This window comes from Maribacter sp. C-4077 (assembly GCF_055378385.1).
Genome location: NZ_AP038807.1, coordinates 2,605,887 through 2,624,978, shown reverse-complemented (window position 1 = coordinate 2,624,978; position 19,092 = coordinate 2,605,887). Strand labels below are relative to the sequence as shown.

Genomic DNA, 19,092 nt, shown 5'->3' with positions numbered 1-19,092 from the left:
TCTACTTTTTATTTCTTTCTACGTTCTATTATATACTTATTGGTACTCTTGGTCTTAGAACGAGTTCTATAACCTTTAGCAGGTACACCATTTCTTGATCTTGGGTGACCTCCTGAAGCCCTACCTTCACCACCTCCCATTGGATGATCAACAGGGTTCATAGCAACTGGCCTTGTTCTAGGCCTTCTACCCAACCATCTACTTCTACCGGCTTTACCAGACACCAACAACTGATGATCAGAGTTTGAAACAGCACCAACGGTAGCCATACAAGCAGATAAAACCAATCTTGTTTCACCAGAAGGCATTTTTACGGTTACAAATTTCCCATCCTTTGCCATCAACTGAGCAAAAGTACCGGCACTCCTAGCCATCACAGCACCTTGTCCAGGACGTAACTCGATACAGGAAATAATGGTACCCAAAGGAATTTCACCGAGAGGCAAAGCATTTCCAATTTCTGGGGCAGAACCTGTACCGGCAGAAACCTGCTGGTCAACCTTCAAACCATTTTGGGCAATAACATATCTCTTCTCACCATCAGCATACTCCAACAATGCAATAAATGCCGTTCTATTTGGATCATACTCAATCGACTTTACGATAGCCGTCACATCTTGCTTATCCCTTTTGAAATCGATTACACGGTACCTTCTTTTATGACCACCTCCCTTTTGGCGAATGGTCATCTTTCCTTGACTGTTTCTACCTCCCGACTTTTTTAACGGAGCAAGTAAGCTCTTCTCCGGCTTATCAGCAGTAATGGCGTCAAACCCATTTACTACTCTAAAACGCTGTCCAGGAGTGATTGGTTTTAATTTTCTAACTGACATTCCTTGTCTTTATAGATTACTGTAAAAATCAATTATATCACCTTCCACAACATCGACAATTGCCTTCTTTGTAGCGTTTGTCTTTCCATGCTGCACACCAGTTTTTGTATATCTGGTCTTTCTAGATGGCCCATAATTCATCGTTCTAACTTTCTTCACCGAAACACCATAAGTAGCTTCCACCGCATCCTTAATCTGAATCTTGTTGGCCTTCGGATCAACTAGGAAACCATAACGGTTGTTCAACTCGCCTTCAGCGGTCATCTTTTCCGTTATAATTGGTTTTATCAACACGCTCATGATTCTACTTATTATTTAAATTTGATTCGATTCCTTCTAGTGAGCCCTCCAACAATACAACGCTTGATGCATTTAATATTTTGTAAGTACTTAACCCTGAATTGGTTACAACATCAGAACCCTTGAAATTACGAGATGACAAATATACGCCTTTATTTGAATCGCCCAACACTATTAAGGACTTTTTGTTCTCTAGCCCTAACGACTTTAAAACATTTACAAAATCCTTAGTCTTTGGTGTGTCAAAATCAAAGTCCTCCACTACTATGATTGCATTCTCCTTTGACTTAATACTTAAAGCAGATTTTCTTGCCAAACGCTTAAGATTCTTATTCAGTTTTTGAGAATAGTCCTTAGGTCTAGGTCCAAAAATTCTACCCCCGCCTCTAAAAACAGGAGATTTGATACTACCTGCCCTAGCGGTTCCTGTTCCTTTTTGCTTCTTTATCTTTCTGGTACTCCCAGCTATTTCACCACGTTCCTTAGCTTTATGGGTACCCTGTCTTTGATGGGCCAAAAATTGCTTAACATCCAAGTAGACGGCATGTTCATTTGGCTCTATTCCGAATACGCTGTCAGAAAGCTCAGCCTTTCTACCCGTATCTTTTCCTTTAATATCTAATACTGCTACCTTCATTATTGCCATCTTTGAATAGTTACGTACCCATTTTTGTGACCAGGAACACATCCTTTTACCACCAAAAGGTTTTTCTCCGGAACCACTTTTAAAACTCTAAGGTTTTGAACGGTCACCCTTTCACCACCCATTCTACCAGCCATTTTCATTCCTTTGAAAACCCTAGCCGGATAAGAAGCTGCACCAATGGACCCAGGAGCCCTTAATCTGTTGTGTTGACCATGTGTTGACTGACCAACACCGCCAAAACCGTGTCTTTTTACAACACCTTGAAATCCTTTACCTTTAGATGTACCAATAACATCCACAAATTCTCCTTCTACAAACAAATCAACACTTAGAGTGTCCCCTAATTTGTACTCTCCTTCAAATCCTTGGAACTCAATGACCTTTTTCTTGGGAGAAGCACCTGCTTTTTTAAAGTGACCGGTTTCGGCCTTGTTAGCACGCTTTTCTGCCTTGTCATCGAAACCAAGTTGAAGGGCATTATACCCGTCCACCTCTTCGGTTCTGACTTGGGTAACTACACATGGCCCAGCCTCAATAACGGTACATGGAACGTTTTTTCCATTCTCGTCAAAAATGCTGGTCATGCCTACTTTTTTTCCTATTAACCCAGACATACTTTATTTATTAATTACTATTTATTAAAAACTATTCAAAAAAATAGGGTCAAAAATAATTCAACCCTGAAATTATTTTATCTCCGTTTTTCCCTCGCTCGCAGCTCAGGACATGTATATTCCGAATGTTTCGGAACCCTCTTGACTTTGTCACAGACACTTCGTATGCACTCAGTGTTTGTTTGACTAGCGATTCACTTCTTAAACAAAGAGAATCGAGTCTTACTAAACCTTAATCTCTACCTCAACACCGCTAGGAAGTTCCAACTTCATCAGGGCATCAATAGTTTTGGATGAAGAGCTATAAATATCCAATAGTCTTTTGTACGAACTCAATTGGAACTGCTCTCTTGACTTTTTATTCACGTGCGGCGAACGCAATACTGTGAATATTTTCTTATGGGTTGGTAAAGGAATTGGCCCCGTTACAACAGCACCGGTAGTCTTTACCGTTTTTACGATTTTTTCAGCAGACTTATCCACCAAGTTGTGATCGTAAGACTTAAGCTTTATTCTAATTTTCTGACTCATTACCTTTAATTATGCTGTTATACCTTTTGCCGCCTTGATAACCTCCTCGGATATATTGGAAGGTGTTTCGGCGTAGTGTGAAAACTCCATGGTCGATGTCGCCCTACCAGAAGAAAGAGTTCTTAAAGAAGTAACATAACCAAACATTTCAGACAACGGTACGGTTGCCTTAACAACCTTGGCTCCTGCACGGTCTGACATATTGCTTACCTGACCTCTTCGTCGGTTCAAATCACCCACGATATCACCCATATTCTCTTCAGGAGTAATAACTTCCAGCTTCATAATTGGCTCCATCAACACAGCTCTTGCAGCTTTCGCGGCGGCCTTATAGCCCATTTTAGCTGCCAACTCGAAGGATAGGGAATCAGAATCCACAGGGTGGAACGACCCATCCTTAAGAGTCACTTTCATACTATCCATTTCAAATCCGGCCAAAGGACCATTCTTCATGGCTTCCCTAAATCCTTTCTCAACCGCTGGGATGTATTCTTTAGGCACATTACCTCCTTTAACTTCGTTCACGAACTCCAAGCCTGTTTTTTCCTCATCGGAAGCTGGCTCCATCGTGAAGACGATATCAGCAAACTTACCACGACCACCGGATTGCTTCTTGTAAACCTCCCTATGATCTGCAGCTTTCGTAATAGCCTCCTTGTACTCAACTTGTGGCTGACCTTGGTTCACCTCTACTTTAAACTCCCTTCTCAGACGGTCAACGATAATATCTAAGTGAAGCTCACCCATACCTGAGATAATGGTTTGTCCTGAAGCTTCATCCGTTTTCACCTGGAACGTTGGATCTTCCTCGGCAAGTTTTGCCAAGGCCATACCCAATTTATCAACATCTGCCTTTGTTTTAGGCTCCACAGCAATACCGATTACAGGATCCGGAAAGTTCATACTTTCAAGAACAATCGGATGCTTTTCATCTGACATTGTATCACCAGTCTTAATATCTTTAAAACCAACCGCTGCCCCGATATCCCCAGCCTCGATAAAATCGATTGCATTTTGCTTATTGGAATGCATCTGATAGATACGGGATATACGTTCTTTCTTTCCCGATCTATTGTTCAATATATAAGAACCTGCCTCCAATCTACCTGAATATGTTCTGAAGAAAGCTAAGCGACCTACAAAAGGGTCGGTAGCTATTTTAAATGCCAAAGCGGCAAAAGGCTCCTTTACATCCGGCTTACGGGTAATTATAGCGCCAGTATCAGGATTCGTACCTTCAATGGCATCCTTATCTAAAGGAGATGGTAAATACCTACATACTGCATCCAACAAGAATTGGACACCTTTATTTTTAAAGGAAGAACCACAAATCATGGGAATAATGGCCCTATCCATTACGGCAGCCCTTAAAGCAGCGTGAACTTCCTCCTCCGTGATTGATTCCTCATCCTCGAAGAACTTCTCCATCAACTCTTCATCATATTCCGCAACGGCTTCGATCAAGGCGGCCCTATATTCTTTGACTTCGGCCTGCATATCCTCAGGAATATCGATGACATCGAAAGTTGATCCAAAGTTATCCTCATGCCAAACGATTGCACGGTTTTTGGCCAAGTCGACAATTCCTTTAAAATCTGCTTCCTCACCAATTGGCAGAACAATAGGAACAGCATTTGAACCTAACATTTCTTTCACTTGGTTACACACTGCAAGGAAATTCGAACCTTGACGGTCCATTTTATTCACAAATCCAATTCTAGGAACCTTGTAATTATCAGCTAGCCTCCAGTTAGTTTCAGATTGGGGCTCAACACCATCAACTGCACTAAACAAGAAAACCAAACCATCCAATACACGCAAAGACCTGTTAACCTCCACAGTGAAATCCACGTGGCCCGGAGTATCTATTATATTAAAATGATAACTATTTGAGTCCTCAGTTGGCTCTCCATTAACTCGAGGAAAAACCCATTCACACGTAGTAGCAGCAGAAGTAATAGTTATACCACGCTCCTGCTCCTGCTCCATCCAGTCCATCGTAGCGGCACCGTCATGAACTTCACCAATCTTATGGCTAACGCCTGTATAAAAAAGGATACGTTCCGTAGTTGTTGTTTTACCCGCATCTATATGCGCAGCAATTCCTATGTTTCTCGTTAATTTTAAATCTCTTGCCATTTCTCTGATTAAAATCTAAAGTGGGAAAATGCTTTATTCGCTTCCGCCATTTTATGGGTATCCACCCTTTTCTTAACAGCTGCACCTTCTTCCTTCGCAGCTGCTAAAATTTCGGCGGCCAGTTTCTGGGACATCCCTTTCTCGTTTCGTTTTCGCGCATAGCTTATCAACCACTTCATAGCTGTTGAAATCTTTCTGTCTGGACGAATTTGCATCGGTATTTGAAAAGTTGCACCTCCTACCCTTCTACTTCTTACCTCCACATGGGGCATCACATTGCTCAAAGCATCCTTCCACAGCTCTAAAGCTGATTTTTCGTCATCTGTTTTCTTGGCCTCAACGATATCGATAGCATCGTAAAAAACACTGAACGCCACAGATTTCTTACCGTCCCACATCATCATGTTGACAAATCTGGTCACCAACTGGTCGTTAAACCTTGGATCTGGTAAAAGTGGTCTTTTCTTTGCCTGTCTTTTTCTCATTACTTCTTATTAAAAAGTGTTATTTACTTTTTAGGACGTTTAGCACCATATTTAGATCTACGTTGTGTTCTACCGGCCACACCTGCTGTGTCCAATGCTCCACGAACGATATGATATCTAACCCCTGGCAAATCCTTAACTCTTCCGCCTCTTACCAATACTATCGAGTGCTCTTGCAAATTGTGACCCTCACCAGGAATGTAGGCGTTCACCTCTTTCCCGTTTGTCAACCTCACCCTTGCAACTTTACGCATTGCCGAGTTTGGCTTTTTAGGAGTTGTAGTATATACTCGAGTACATACCCCCCTTCTTTGAGGACACGAATCCAAAGCAGCCGATTTACTCTTCTTGGTAATTGTGGCCCTTCCTGTTCGTACTAATTGTGAAATTGTTGGCATACTATATAAATATGTATAAAAAACTACCCTTTATTTAAGGGTCGGCAAATGTAGTGATATTTAACTTTAAAACAAACCACAAGCCAATAATTTTGGAAACTTTTTTAAACCCCTTAAAAATCATGACCTCCTTGCCGAGCCCAACACTTAAGAAGAAAAACAAAACAATTAGAAGATTACTAAAAATCCTAAAATTATTTCGACTATTTATCACACGGTGAGTTCAAAAGAATTATGGAATTCTCATAATTCGAGCTGTTATATTACATTATATAAAATCCCAATAGTGTTTAATCTATAACTCCTAAGAATCCTTCTACTTCTTAAAGTTTTATTAAAATTCACTTGGATTATTAACGCCATTTTGTGATTTTTGCTGCTAGCTAATTCAAATAATTAAAAAATGAGAACAAAACTAAATGGATTGTTGACGCTATTATTAGCGTTGATTGTGCATATATCCTATGCACAAGAAAAAACAGTTTCCGGTACGGTTACAGACCAGGATGGCTTACCTCTCCCTGGTGTAAACATTGTGGTTGAAGGCACAACTACGGGTACCCAAACTGATTTTGATGGAAATTACAGTATCACTGCGAGTGCTGGACAAACCCTTGCCTTTACCTACATAGGTATGCGCGAGATAAAGCAGACCGTTGGCGCATCTAACACCCTTAATGTACAGATGCAGGAGGATGCCCAAGCCCTAGAAGAGGTTGTAGTGACAGGTCAAGGGATCAAAAGGGAGAAAAAAGCTTTGGGTTATGCCGTGACCTCTGTTGGGGCGGAATCCATTGAAAACAGGACCGAAGGTGACGTTGCCCGTATCTTGGCGGGTAAAGCTGCCGGGGTCAATATCACCGCTGCAGGTGGTATGTCTGGCTCCGCTACGAACGTAACCATTCGTGGTCTAAGTTCATTTAGCGGGAGTAACCAAGCACTTTTTATCGTGGACGGTGTCCCCTTTAGTAATGACACCAACGTAGGAACCAGTGCCGATGCCAATGACCCATCTAATCCAGCGTTCCTTAGTGGAAACACGGGTTCTTCAAGGTTTTTGGACATAGACCCAAACAACATTGCCAATGTAGAAGTGTTGAAAGGTCTTGCCGCTACCACTTTATACGGTACACTTGGTAAGAACGGGGTTATATTGATTACCACGAAAGCTGGTGCGGGTACTGGAGGATCTAAAAAAAATGAAATTACTGTCAACCAGTCTTATTTTGTTAACGAGTTCGCGTCCTTACCGGATTATCAGTTCCAATATGGAAATGGATTTGACCAGCAATTTGGTTGGTTCTTCAGTAACTGGGGACCCAGTTTTGATGAAGACGGTGTTTCCGGATGGGGGAGACAGGCCTTGATAGACGAGAACGGAACCTTGGAACATCCCTATTCCACGACTGCCGTAGCCGCTACTAGGGCCGCATTCCCAGAGTTACAGGGGGCAAGATATGCTTGGCAGCCATACGAATCTGTCAAGAATTTCTTCAAACCCGGATATGCCACCAATACCTCGGTAAACTTCCAGGGGGCCTCAGAGGATGGGAATACCACCTACAACGCAAACCTTGGATATTTGAACGATATTGGCTTTACTCCTGGGAACTCTACAAATAGGATGAACTTCTCGGTTGGTGGTAGGTCAAAACTATCCAATAAATTTACGATTGCGGCCACCATGAACTATGCGCGCACTGATTACAAATCTCCTCCGATTGCCGCTAGTTTGGGTAACGGTGGTGTAAGTGGCGTATCTGTTTATGGACACGTAATGTTCACCCCGATCAGTGTTGATTTGATGGGCTTACCTTTCGAAAACCCAATTACCGGTGGAAGTGTCTACTACCGTAACGGGAACGATATTGTGAACCCGAGATGGTTGGCCAAGAACGTGACCAACCGCCAATTGACCAACAGGGTATTTTGGAATGCTTCATTGACTTATGACATCAATGACAATTTGGCCGCTACATGGCGTACCGGTCTAGATTTCTATAACGAACGCAACGAAAACGCCTCAAATAAAGGTGGTGTGGACCAGCAGAGTGATATTTTTGGATTCTTGGATACCTATGACAACAACAACACCATCTGGGACCACTTTGCCTCATTAAGCGGTAATTACGACTTAAGTGAAAAAATAGGCATGACGTTCAACGTAGGTGCCAACGCTCGTTCCGATTTCTTTGACAGACAGGGTGTTTCCAGTATAGGACAGATCGTGTACGGTATCAAGCGCCACTATAACTACTTGAACCAGCAACCGATCCAAAGAAGCCAAAAAAGAAATATCGTAGGTGTCTTTGGGGATGTGAGCTTTGATTATGACAACTTCCTGTTCCTAAACGTAAGTAGTAGAACGGACTGGGTAAGTAACTTGATTACCGAAAATAGAAGTTTAACCTATCCAGGGGCGAGTTTATCCTTTATCCCAACGGCAGCTTTTACAGGCCTACGTTCTGAAAAAGGAATCAACTACATGAAGTTACGGGCTGGTTACGGTACTTCCGCTAATTTCCCAACTGGATACCCTACCTTGAGTATTGCAGAACAGAATACCTTGGTGTACGGTGAGGATGGTGGTGTAACGACCAACCAAATCGCGAACTTTAAGGCAAATCCAAATTTAAAGCCCGAGTTGTTGAAGGAATTCGAGCTTGGTTTAGAAACACGTTTATTCCAAAACAGGGTATCCTTGGACTTCACCTATTATAACAGGACTACGGATGACCTAATTGTGCGTGAGCCACTTTCTCCCTCAACTGGCTTCACCTTTACACAAAGTAACATAGGCCAGATCAGCAACATCGGATACGAAGCGGATTTGGGTGTGGATATCTTTAGAAACCCTGATGGTTTTAGCTGGAAATCCAACGTGAATTTCTTCTCTAACAAAGAGACAGTTGAGGAACAAGAGCAGGATATCATCATCTATGCCGGTTCCACGGATTTGGATATTGGGGGTAACGCCGCAATTAAGGGAGAGTCTCTTGGAAGTATCGTAGGTAATGCCGTTGCTCGTGATGCCAGTGGAAACTTACTTATAGATGAGGCCGGTAACTATATTACCACTCAGGTAGATGCTGATGGAAACGTGCCAATTATCGGGGATGCGGTACCGGATTACGTGATGAACTTTATAAATACTCTAAGTTATAAAAACTGGAGGTTGGGCTTCCAGATAAGCCATACCGCAGGAGGTGACATGGTTGCCAATACCGTAGCCTTATTGCAAGGCCGGGGATTGATAAAGGAAACCGTAAATAGGGAGAATACCTATATCTTACCGGGCATCAGACAGGCCACGGGACAACCCAATGATTTGCAGATCAACAACTCGCAGTATTTCTTTAGCAACGTCTTGTTCGGTCCTACCGAATTACAAGTATACGATGCTTCTGTAATTAGATTGCAAGAGGTTTCCCTAACATATAACCTACCTAGCAAGTACCTAGATAGGACACCGTTCAGCAAGCTGGGCTTTACCGTACAAGGGTTCAACCTTTGGTACGATGCCTATAACATGCCAGATGGTGCCAATTTTGACCCCAACGTAGCTGGTGCAGGTATCGGAAATGCAAGGGGCTTCGATTTCTTGAACGGGCCAAGTAGCCGCAGGTATGGATTGACAGTGACTGCATCCTTTTAATTATAAAATTTGCTAAAATGAAAAAAATATTAAAAACAGTTTTAACAGTTGCTTTTACAGGGCTTGTATTCAATGCCTGTGAAACCACGGATTTGGACCTTAGAGTCAGTCCAAACGACCTGGCGATCAGTCAGGCGGACCCTAATCTGATATTGAACTCGATTCAATTAGCTGCAGTATCAAATATGGAACGATTCAGTGATTTAAGCGCCCAGCTCACCAGAATAGAATATATGACAGGGCGTATCTACTTCAACAACTTCCAAGGTGGTGTTATGAACAGCGTATGGGCGCGTACCTACAGTAGTGAGTTCAACTTGGCGGGATCAGCAGTTGATGTAGGTCTTTTCACGAACGTAGATGCATTACAACAAATCAATGCAGCAAGTGACATCAACTACGATTTTCATGTGGCAGTTGGACAAACAATTAAAGCGTACTCCTTATTGTTACTTACGGACTTCATTGGACAAGCTGCGTTTACTCAAGCCGGAAATCCTGATGAATTCCCTGCGCCAGTGTTGGATGACGGTCCAGTGGTTTATGATGGCGCATTATCCCTTTTGGACGAGGCAGAGGCATTATTCGCCACAAACCCTCCAACACAGGGAGCGGATGATTTCTATTATGGAGGCGATAGCAGCAAATGGATCAAATTGATCAACTCCATTCGTTTAAGAACTTATTTCTTGACGGGAAATACTGCTGCCTTCAATGCGGTTATTGCTGATGATAACTTCATATCAGACGTAGAAGATGACTTCCAGTTCCAATACGGCACAAGGGTATTACAGCCAGACACAAGACATCCAGAATACGCCAATGACTATAGCCCAACTGGTGCTGGAGGTTATTTGAGCAACTGGTTGATGGAAACAATGTTGGTTAAGGACGATCCGCGGATTCGGTACTATTTTTACCGTCAGGTAGAAGCCACTCCAGGAGCGGACGCCGATCCGGACGAACAGTTTCTTAGCTGTAGTCTATTCTCAGTTCCTCAGCACTTTGTTGATGGCGGATTTACTTTCTGTAGTGTACCTAATGGTTACTGGGGAAGAACTCATGGTAACGATGAAGGAACTCCCCCAGATGGCTTCTTTAAGACTGCTTACGGGGTATATCCAGCTGCGGGACGTTTTGATGATAACAGTTTCGAACCCATTGGCCTTGGCCAAGGTGGTGGCGGGGCCGGTATCAGGCCAATCGTTCTTGCTTCATACGTAGATTTTTGGAGAGGTGCCATGGCAACAACTCCTGCTGCAAAGGCTGAATTTTTACGAAGCGCCATGGAAAAATCCATTGCGAAGGTTCAATCATTCGGCGCAGTTGACGGAAATGCCGACAAATCTTTTGAGCCTACGGAAACTGAAGTTTCCGATTACATTGATGATACCGTAGCAGCATTCTTGGCGGCTTCAGGAGACGCGCAGGAAGATATCTTTGCGGAACAGTATTGGATCGCCCAATGGGGAGGTGCACAGGAGGCCTGGAACTACTACAGGAAAACTGGATATCCTACCACCTTGTCCCCAAGTTGGGAACCAGATCCGGGACCCTTCCCAAGATCTTTCTTCTACCCACAGGACGAGGTAATCACCAATCCTAACTTGCAACAACGTGCGGACTTGACCAATCAGGTATTTTGGGATACCAATCCTGCCAGTCCAGCGTTTCCACAAGCCAATTAATTTTAAAACATTATGACAATGAGAATCAAAAATATAAGTTATACAGTTTTGGCAGCCTTGGCCCTTGTTTTTCAGGGTTGTACCGAAGACGAGAGTGTCATCACGGATGTCCTCGCGGATACTACAAGGGGAGCTGTGCTACGAACACTGTCCTCGTCCTTCCCGGATGTAGCAGAAGGTTCCACCGCCAGTACGTTCACAGGGAACTTTGAAATACAGTCCGATGAATCCGCCACAATTGTTAGCGTTGATGTTTTCGGAGAATTCATCGACAATACCGGCGATACACCAGGTGATGCATCAGGGCTTATTACCAACATAAGTACTTTTGACGATACCGAATTTGGTCTTCAAGGATTTACTTACAGTACAGGTGTCACTGAAATTTTGGGTGCGGCAGGCGTATCCTTGGATGCAGTAGAACCGGGAGATCAGTACAGGGTGCGGTTCGAACTAGTTGCCGAGGATGGGAGAAGGTTTTCCTCCGGACAGAATACTGGTACGCTTACCGGTGGCTTTTTTAGCTCACCGTTTAGATTTACGGCCAATGTAATCTGTGCCCCAATCGTGCCTACTGCAGGTACTTGGACCGTAATCACCGTCGACTCCTATGGAGATGGTTGGAACGGCGGTAATTTGAGTATTACTATCGACGACAACGATCCAATCACATTGACAAACAGCTTGGATAACGGAGGACCATATCCTGATGAAACCACAGAGGAATTGACCTTTGAGGTGCCAGCGGGCGCACAGGCTATCCAAATTGTTTACAATGGAGGGTCTTTTGACGAAGAGGTCACCTTCCAAGTAATCTCCGCAAATGGCAATACTATTCTGGATTTAGGTCCGGAACCTGCAACATCTACAGGACTTATCGATTATTGTTTGGATTTGGAGTTGTAATTCCAAATCGTACATAGATAAAAAAAGCGGTTCCAATATTGGAACCGCTTTTTTTTATTATTCAAATTTAATACAATATGTAGATACCATGAAAAACAGGGGTTAAAATTGAAACTTTAATCAAACTAAACACAAAATCTGATACATTGTTAAAATAAAAATATTTAAACTTCAAACCCAAAACCTTCAAAAAAAAGTTTAGTACCTTTAGATAAGAGTAAAATTAAAATAAACATGAAAAAATTATTTCTTTTAGCCACACTTGCACTTTCAACCTCCTTTTTAACAGCTCAATACTCTGGTCAAGCACTAAGCAATGCTTCCTCAGGAGGGTCTATGGATGGAAGTGCGGCAGTTATAAATACCTTATTAGGAGATATGGCCAGTAGGGATGCCAAACGAACCAAAAATTATGACGAATTTCAAGGCTCTCCCTACGTATCCAACACCTTCAAACAAACGGATATTTGGTATAATGAAGAAAACATGGGAAGAATGTTCTATCGATACAATGCCTTGAACGAAGAAATAGAAATTAAGAACACGCTTTTAGAAGAGGAAGCTGTTAAAGGCCTATCAAGAGACAAAAACATCTCTCTTTTAGTCGATGGGAAAAAACTATCTTTCAAAACATTTGTCACCTCAAAAAACCAAACATTGAATGGCTATTTGCTGCTCTTAAATGATGGTAATACCTATGATCTTTATAGAAGGATACGTGTTAAATTTACAGAGGGCAAGCCTGCCCCCAACTCCTTTGTAAAAGCAGTCCCCGCAAGATTCTCTCAATTTACGGAATACTATTTTCAAAAGGATGGAGTAAACCGAATTGATGAAATTGCGCTTTCAAACAGTAAATTATTAAAACATTTGGAAGGAAGCGATAAAGAAGCCTTAAAAAAGTACTTAAAGGAAAACAAAATCAAAATAAAGGAAGAAGCAGATTTATTAAATGTCTTTGGTTTTCTCAATACATTGTAGTGAAACAATTTAAGATTCCAACGAGTAATATAAATATTCATATAGTAATTTGGGATTTACACCACATTATTGGTTGGGACTTTAAACAACTCTAATATTGAATTAGTTTAAACCTTTTCATATTCACTAAAAAATTGCAGTAGTGAATCTATACTTTATCTTTTTCCCCTCCAGAGCCGAGCTATGAAGCAATAAAAATTCCGCATTTAGATTTAAACTCCCATTTTCTCACCGGAATTTCACAGTCTAAAGCAGAGTCCATAATTTAAGCTATTGATTTAGCCAAAGACTATGTATTTTTAAAGGTCATTATAGCATAGTTTTGATTGAGCATCAAAATGAAAATATTACATGGCCTTTGGATAAATTCAACTTCCCGCAAATGCAAATGAGAATCCCGTTAATCTTCATAGCAACTGTTTTAATCCTAACTGGTTGCAAAGAGCAGAAAAAACCAATTCAAAAAAAGGAACCAACCAAACAAGTTATTTTCTGGAAAAAAACAAATCCAGAAGAAAAGGAGAAAAACGGAGGTTTGCTATTACCCGGTTCATTTTCAGCAATAACTGTAGTAGACAGTATAGGCCCCTCCAGACATTTGGCAGTAAACGATAACGGAGATATTTATGTGAAATTAAGGGAGACAGAAGGCACCCTGGGAAATATTGCACTTAGGGACACGACGGGCGATGGCAGGGCGGATATTGTGCAAAGTTTTGGCGGTTATCCAAATGACGGCAAGTTTGCCACGGAAATGCGTATACACCAAGGTTATTTATATTTTAGCTCTGAACAGGTAATTTACAGACAAAAACTATCTCCCGATAAATTAATACCCGAGTCAAATCCAGAGGTCATTCTTACCGATCGTTTCCCCCTAAGATGGCACAATGCCAAATCATTGGCTTTTGACAATGATGGTTTTATGTATGTGACTTTTTCAGCCCCTACCAATGCTTGTGAGGACGCTAATTCCCAAGGTAAGATAAAAGGCCATATGCCCTGCCCAATGTTAGAATATCTAGGAAGTATTTGGCGTTTTGACAAAAACAAACCCAACCAAATTCAAACGGATGGCGAACTTTATGCCACGGGAATACGTAGCATCGTTGCATTTTCTTGGAATAACGAGGACAATGCACTATATGCGGTCCAGCACGGACGGGACTACCTTCACAACCACGCCCCTGAGGACTATACAGAATGGGACCAAGCGGTACTTCCTGCAGAGGAGTTCATGAAAATTAAAAAAGGGGATAATTATGGTTGGCCCTATAGTTACTATGACCATTTTCAAGGTAAGAAGTTGGTCGCCCCTGAATATGGTGGTGACGGAAAATTGGAGGCAAAAGAATACACAAAACCTTTGATGGGGCTACCTGCGCACTGGGCTCCAAATGACCTCCTTTTCTATACAGGGAATCAATTTCCAGAACGATATCAGAACGGCGCATTTGTTGCCTTTCATGGATCCACAAATAGAACACCCTATCCACAAGCAGGATATATTATTGCTTTTATTCCTTTTGAAAATGGAAGACCTACAGGTAGTTGGGAAGTCTTTGCCGATGGTTTTGCCAAAACGGACACAATTGCTACAATGCCAGATGCAAAATATAGACCAATGGGTCTTGCACAGGACAAAGATGGGGCACTCTATATTTCGGAATCCAAGGAAGGAAGAATTTGGAAAATCGAGTTTAAGGGAGACAAATCTCAGTTTGGAAATGAACAACTCAAAAAAATGGAAGAATTGAAAGGCAAAACCTATATCAAAACCCCGGATAGGGTGAATGACAGACTGAAATCATAGAATAAATATAATATGATGAGTCATGTATTCCCTATGCTGATTTCCCTAGGAGTACCACAATAACACATTCAAAAGATGAACTGTTCCAACGAAACACCTTCCTTTTCGATTTGTTTAATTTGTTGTGATTCCTGAAAATATTGTATTACACTAAATAATAGTTGTTAAAAAAGGCAAAAAGCATCACGGTATAATACCTATCTTTAGCCCATGGAAAAAACCACCCAAATCTATGGCATAAGGGCCATTATTGAAGCTGTAAACTCAAAAGAGGAAATTGATAAGGTATTTCTTCAAAAAGGGCTTAAAGGGGATTTAAAAAAAGAACTAGAAAGCCTTTTGAGAAGGAATGAAATCAATATTGTGTATGTTCCCGCTGAAAAGCTAAACAGACTCACAAAAAATAACCATCAGGGGGCCGTTGCCAATATTTCTCCCGTTAGATTCTATTCATTGGAGGAATTGGTCGAAAGAGCCAATAACAAAGACACCCCTGCCCTATTCTTACTTTTGGACCAACTCTCTGACGTACGGAATTTTGGTGCGATTATAAGAACGGCGGAATGTACCGGAGTAGACGGAATCATCATTCAAAAAAAAGGTGCCGCACCGGTTACAGCGGACACCATTAAAACATCGGCAGGTGCGGCTTTTAAAGTGCCAATTGCCAAAGTAGACCATATCAAGGATGCTATTTTCTTCTTACAAGCTTCAGGTATACAAATTGTTTCCGCTACGGAAAAATCGAATGATTCCCTTTACGATATTTCCTTTAAGGTACCCATAGCCATCGTCATGGGGGCGGAGGACCAAGGTATCTCCCCCTCGATTCTAAAAGCTTCTGATTATTGCGCCAAACTACCCTTATTGGGGGAAATAGGATCGCTGAACGTTTCCGTTGCCTGTGGTGTCTTCCTATACGAGGCATTAAGGCAAAGAACTAGAAACTAAGTTTTCTCAGTATCGTCTGTTTTTTCGGAAGATTTATAGATATATCGTATTTGGAGACCATCTTCCGATTCCGATTCTTGATTTGAAAAATGAGGAGTTTCTATAAAATTACCATCGGCATCAAAATGTTTTAAAAAGGGGTCATCTGCTTCATTATAATCCTCCCGTTCCCAATCATACTTTTTTGGTTTTGGGACTTTAGCGTCGAAAACAAGTGCGAATATCAATCCCGTCAAAAAGCCTCCCAAATGACCCTCCCAAGAAATTCCTTCCTTGACCGGAAAAATATACCACAACAAGCTTCCATAGATAAAAACGACTATCAAGGATAGTGCTACCAGCCGAAAATGTTTGGTTATAATTCCCTTGAAAAATATAAAACTGGCCAAGACATAAATAAGTCCGCTTGCACCTATATGAAAGGAAGGTCTACCAATGCCCCACGTAATAACCCCTGATAAAACAATACCCAAAAGAACGACCCGCAAGGCTATACTTTTGTAGAAATAGAAAAGTGCGGCCAAAAATATTGCCAATGGAATGGTATTATTGTACAAATGTTCCAAAGAACCATGTATGAAAGGACTGAGCACGATTCCTTTTAATCCGGCCAAACTTCTAGGATAAATGCCGAATTCGTTAAAATTGGTCCCGTTCAACAATTCTATCCAATATACGGACCAAACAGTTAACACCCCTATAAGTGGGGCGAACAGCACGGAGTTGGAAAATTTAAAATGTTCTGAATCGGACATGGAAACAATTTAACAATTAATCGGCCAAAATTGGGAATCGGTAAAAATGTCATTTAAATTTATTAAAGGTCTTGATGATTTTCTTTGCCAGACCTGACAGGTTTTAAAAACCTGTTAGGTCTACCCAATCGTATCTCGACTAAGGAACTTCCTCAACTTTAGCCTATTTTTACATCATGAACGAGCCATTAGCGGAACGGGTACGCCCAAAGAACCTGGAAGAATATATCAGCCAGAACCATCTAGTTGGTGAAAACGGTTCCTTGACCCATCAAATAAAAAAAGGTGTTATTCCATCCCTTATTTTATGGGGTCCGCCGGGTACGGGAAAAACGACATTGGCCAACATCATTGCCAAAGAAAGTGAGAGACCGTTCTATGTGTTGAGTGCCATTAATAGTGGAGTCAAGGACATTCGAGAAGTTATTGATAAGGCTAAACAAGTCGGAGGCCTGTTCACAGCCAAAAACCCGATCTTGTTCATAGACGAAATCCATCGGTTTAGCAAATCGCAACAGGATTCCCTGTTAGCGGCCGTTGAGAAAGGTTGGGTAACGTTGATTGGTGCCACGACCGAAAATCCAAGTTTTGAAGTCATTCCGGCCCTATTATCTAGATGTCAGGTCTACATTCTGAACCCCTTCGGAAAAAAAGACCTGGAACTGCTTTTAGAGAGGGCGATGAAAAACGACACGATTCTTAAAAAGAAAAAAATCACCCTGAAGGAAACCGAGGCCCTACTGCGACTATCCGGTGGGGACGGCCGAAAACTGTTGAACGTCTTTGAGCTGGTCATCAACTCGGAACCCTCTGAAGAAATTATAATTACGGACGACCTAGTCCTTTCCAAGGCCCAAAAAAATACCGTTTTATACGATAAGACCGGGGAGCAGCATTATGACATTGTATCGGCCTTCATTAAATCGATACGAGGCAGCGACCCAAACGGCGCGGTCTATTGGCTGGCCCGCATGATTGAAGGTGGTGAGGACGTAAAATTCATTGCCAGAAGGATGTTGATTTCCGCTTCGGAAGACATCGGTCTTGCCAACCCCACCGCATTGATCATGGCAAATACAACTTTCCAGGCCGTAACCACCATTGGTTATCCCGAAGCCCGAATTATTCTAAGCCAATGTGCGGTCTACTTGGCAACCTCGCCAAAAAGCAACGCCAGTTACATGGCTATTGGCAAAGCGCAACAAACGGTACGACAAACAGGAAACCTTTCCGTACCCTTACATTTGAGAAATGCACCCACAAAATTGATGAAAGACCTAGGTTATGGCGCCGATTATAAGTATGCCCATGATTACGAGAACAATTTTGTAAACGAAGAGTTCCTGCCAGATGAACTATCTGGAACATCGTTTTACCAACCGGGAAAAAATCAACGGGAAAATGCCCTGAGCGACTTTCTAAAAAAACGTTGGAAGGACAAGTATGACTTTTAGAATTTGATGTTCAAAGGTTCTTGAACCAGGTTTTCGCCCTCATAATATTCAAAAATCCATTGGCCCTCCTTTTGGTAGACCATGCCACTTTTTTCACCGGATTGGGCCATGAACATATTTTCATTGGAACTCTTGAACAATTTCATTCGAACCTTTGGGGTACTGTCCACCAATTGATAGCCATTGGCGATTTCTTGGGCGTACCAAATTTCCCCGTTTTCCGCAACTTGTGATTCATTTTTTGAACCGATATTGGACGGTACGGGCTCCAAACTTTTATAGGACTGGTTCTCTGTAGTAGCTTCCTGTACCACCATTGGATTCTGGTTTTTGGGAGCTTTTCGCTGTACCTTATCGGTATTGATACCCTTTGGTTCCATTCTTTCAGCTATTTCCTTATATTTTAGGCTTCTAACATCGTTCTTAAAACTTAACGTTAGTGTCTCTTTGGGAGCCTCCATAGCCGTGTACTCGTAATCAACACCATCCAAACTCTGCATGGCCTCTCCAATGGCCTCATTATAGGCCGATTTGTATTCCTTAATCTTGCTTTTCCCTTGTTGTGTTTCAAAAACATCGGCACCATTGCAGTCCTTTAGTACCAAAGTGGTTTTTGTCGTGAACATGGAAGAATCATCCGATAGATCAACCCAAACCCCCAAACATCTATCGGATGCGAGGTCCGGAGGAAGCGCATCATCATAAACTGCATTAAATCCCTTTTCAGAAAGCAGGTATTTAATCAAAGTACTGGTTTGATATTGGTTGGTTTTCCTGAACGCCTCAAATCGTTTGGGAACTACAAAATATTTGTAATTGTTCAAGTCTGTCTGTGCGGACAAGAAATTACTAAATGAAACGGTAAGTACTATTAACAAGGTTCTCAAAGTCAAGGGTGTTTTTGTTCATACAAAGTAAATGAAAAAAGCATGCCAAAAATCCG

The 19,092-nt window shown here is 41.9% G+C and carries 17 protein-coding genes; 7 read left to right on the top strand and 10 right to left on the bottom strand.

Annotated elements, in window-relative coordinates; genetic code table 11:
- Positions 1 to 8 precede the first annotated feature (8 nt).
- The 8 genes from rplB to rpsL form a co-directional block, all read right to left on the bottom strand.
- Positions 9 to 833, bottom strand: coding sequence for a 50S ribosomal protein L2 (rplB, locus tag ACZ41C_RS11205; protein ID WP_138259113.1), 825 nt, complete (start codon positions 831 to 833; stop codon positions 9 to 11).
- Positions 834 to 842: 9 nt separating this feature from the next.
- A complete protein-coding gene (gene rplW, locus ACZ41C_RS11200; RefSeq protein ID WP_138259112.1) occupies positions 843 to 1,133 on the bottom strand; it encodes a 50S ribosomal protein L23 in 291 nt (96 codons plus the stop codon).
- 4 nt (positions 1,134 to 1,137) lie between these two features.
- On the bottom strand, positions 1,138 to 1,770 hold the full coding sequence (gene rplD / locus ACZ41C_RS11195; protein ID WP_138259111.1) for a 50S ribosomal protein L4: 633 nt from the start codon (positions 1,768 to 1,770) through the stop codon (positions 1,138 to 1,140).
- On the bottom strand, positions 1,770 to 2,393 hold the full coding sequence (rplC, locus tag ACZ41C_RS11190; RefSeq protein ID WP_138259110.1) for a 50S ribosomal protein L3: 624 nt from the start codon (positions 2,391 to 2,393) through the stop codon (positions 1,770 to 1,772). The genes rplD and rplC overlap by 1 nt, the downstream gene beginning before the upstream one ends.
- A 225-nt stretch (positions 2,394 to 2,618) precedes the next feature.
- Positions 2,619 to 2,924, bottom strand: a complete 306-nt coding sequence (gene rpsJ, locus ACZ41C_RS11185) for a 30S ribosomal protein S10 (protein WP_007094989.1) — start codon at positions 2,922 to 2,924, stop codon at positions 2,619 to 2,621.
- A gap of 9 nt (positions 2,925 to 2,933) precedes the next feature.
- Positions 2,934 to 5,063 (bottom strand): elongation factor G, encoded by a 2,130-nt coding sequence (gene fusA, locus ACZ41C_RS11180; RefSeq protein WP_138259109.1) that lies wholly within the window; start codon positions 5,061 to 5,063, stop codon positions 2,934 to 2,936.
- Between the two features lie 8 nt (positions 5,064 to 5,071).
- Entirely contained in the window at positions 5,072 to 5,548 is a 477-nt protein-coding gene (rpsG, locus tag ACZ41C_RS11175) for a 30S ribosomal protein S7 (protein WP_138259108.1), read from the bottom strand.
- Positions 5,549 to 5,571: 23 nt separating this feature from the next.
- Positions 5,572 to 5,946 (bottom strand): 30S ribosomal protein S12, encoded by a 375-nt coding sequence (rpsL, locus tag ACZ41C_RS11170; protein ID WP_027078345.1) that lies wholly within the window; start codon positions 5,944 to 5,946, stop codon positions 5,572 to 5,574.
- A gap of 403 nt (positions 5,947 to 6,349) precedes the next feature.
- On the opposite strand from rpsL, the gene ACZ41C_RS11165 reads away from it, so the two are divergent.
- The 6 genes from ACZ41C_RS11165 (at position 6,350) to rlmB (ending at position 15,940) form a co-directional block, all read left to right on the top strand.
- Positions 6,350 to 9,601 (top strand): SusC/RagA family TonB-linked outer membrane protein, encoded by a 3,252-nt coding sequence (locus ACZ41C_RS11165; RefSeq protein WP_464561457.1) that lies wholly within the window; start codon positions 6,350 to 6,352, stop codon positions 9,599 to 9,601.
- 17 nt (positions 9,602 to 9,618) lie between these two features.
- Positions 9,619 to 11,289: a SusD/RagB family nutrient-binding outer membrane lipoprotein gene (locus ACZ41C_RS11160; RefSeq protein WP_464561455.1), complete on the top strand. Its 1,671-nt coding sequence runs from the start codon at positions 9,619 to 9,621 to the stop codon at positions 11,287 to 11,289.
- A gap of 18 nt (positions 11,290 to 11,307) precedes the next feature.
- Positions 11,308 to 12,195, top strand: a complete 888-nt coding sequence (locus ACZ41C_RS11155) for a hypothetical protein (RefSeq protein WP_138259105.1) — start codon at positions 11,308 to 11,310, stop codon at positions 12,193 to 12,195.
- Positions 12,196 to 12,429: 234 nt separating this feature from the next.
- Complete coding sequence (locus tag ACZ41C_RS11150; protein ID WP_464561453.1) at positions 12,430 to 13,176, top strand: hypothetical protein; 747 nt, start codon at positions 12,430 to 12,432, stop codon at positions 13,174 to 13,176.
- Between the two features lie 388 nt (positions 13,177 to 13,564).
- Positions 13,565 to 14,989 (top strand): PQQ-dependent sugar dehydrogenase, encoded by a 1,425-nt coding sequence (locus ACZ41C_RS11145; protein WP_464561451.1) that lies wholly within the window; start codon positions 13,565 to 13,567, stop codon positions 14,987 to 14,989.
- A 210-nt stretch (positions 14,990 to 15,199) separates the two neighbouring features.
- Positions 15,200 to 15,940 carry a 23S rRNA (guanosine(2251)-2'-O)-methyltransferase RlmB gene (gene rlmB / locus ACZ41C_RS11140; protein ID WP_464561449.1) on the top strand — a complete coding sequence of 247 codons (741 nt, stop codon included), beginning with the start codon at positions 15,200 to 15,202 and terminating at the stop codon, positions 15,938 to 15,940.
- On the opposite strand, the gene ACZ41C_RS11135 is transcribed toward rlmB, so the two are convergent.
- Positions 15,937 to 16,695 carry a rhomboid family intramembrane serine protease gene (locus ACZ41C_RS11135; protein ID WP_464561447.1) on the bottom strand — a complete coding sequence of 253 codons (759 nt, stop codon included), beginning with the start codon at positions 16,693 to 16,695 and terminating at the stop codon, positions 15,937 to 15,939. The two genes, rlmB and ACZ41C_RS11135, sit on opposite strands and share 4 nt — an antisense overlap.
- Positions 16,696 to 16,871: 176 nt before the next feature.
- On the opposite strand from ACZ41C_RS11135, the gene ACZ41C_RS11130 reads away from it, so the two are divergent.
- Positions 16,872 to 18,149, top strand: coding sequence for a replication-associated recombination protein A (locus tag ACZ41C_RS11130; protein ID WP_464561445.1), 1,278 nt, complete (start codon positions 16,872 to 16,874; stop codon positions 18,147 to 18,149).
- Here the strand turns inward: ACZ41C_RS11130 and ACZ41C_RS11125 are convergent.
- Entirely contained in the window at positions 18,146 to 19,036 is an 891-nt protein-coding gene (locus tag ACZ41C_RS11125; RefSeq protein WP_464561443.1) for a hypothetical protein, read from the bottom strand. The genes ACZ41C_RS11130 and ACZ41C_RS11125 overlap by 4 nt on opposite strands.
- Positions 19,037 to 19,092: the final 56 nt, after the last annotated feature.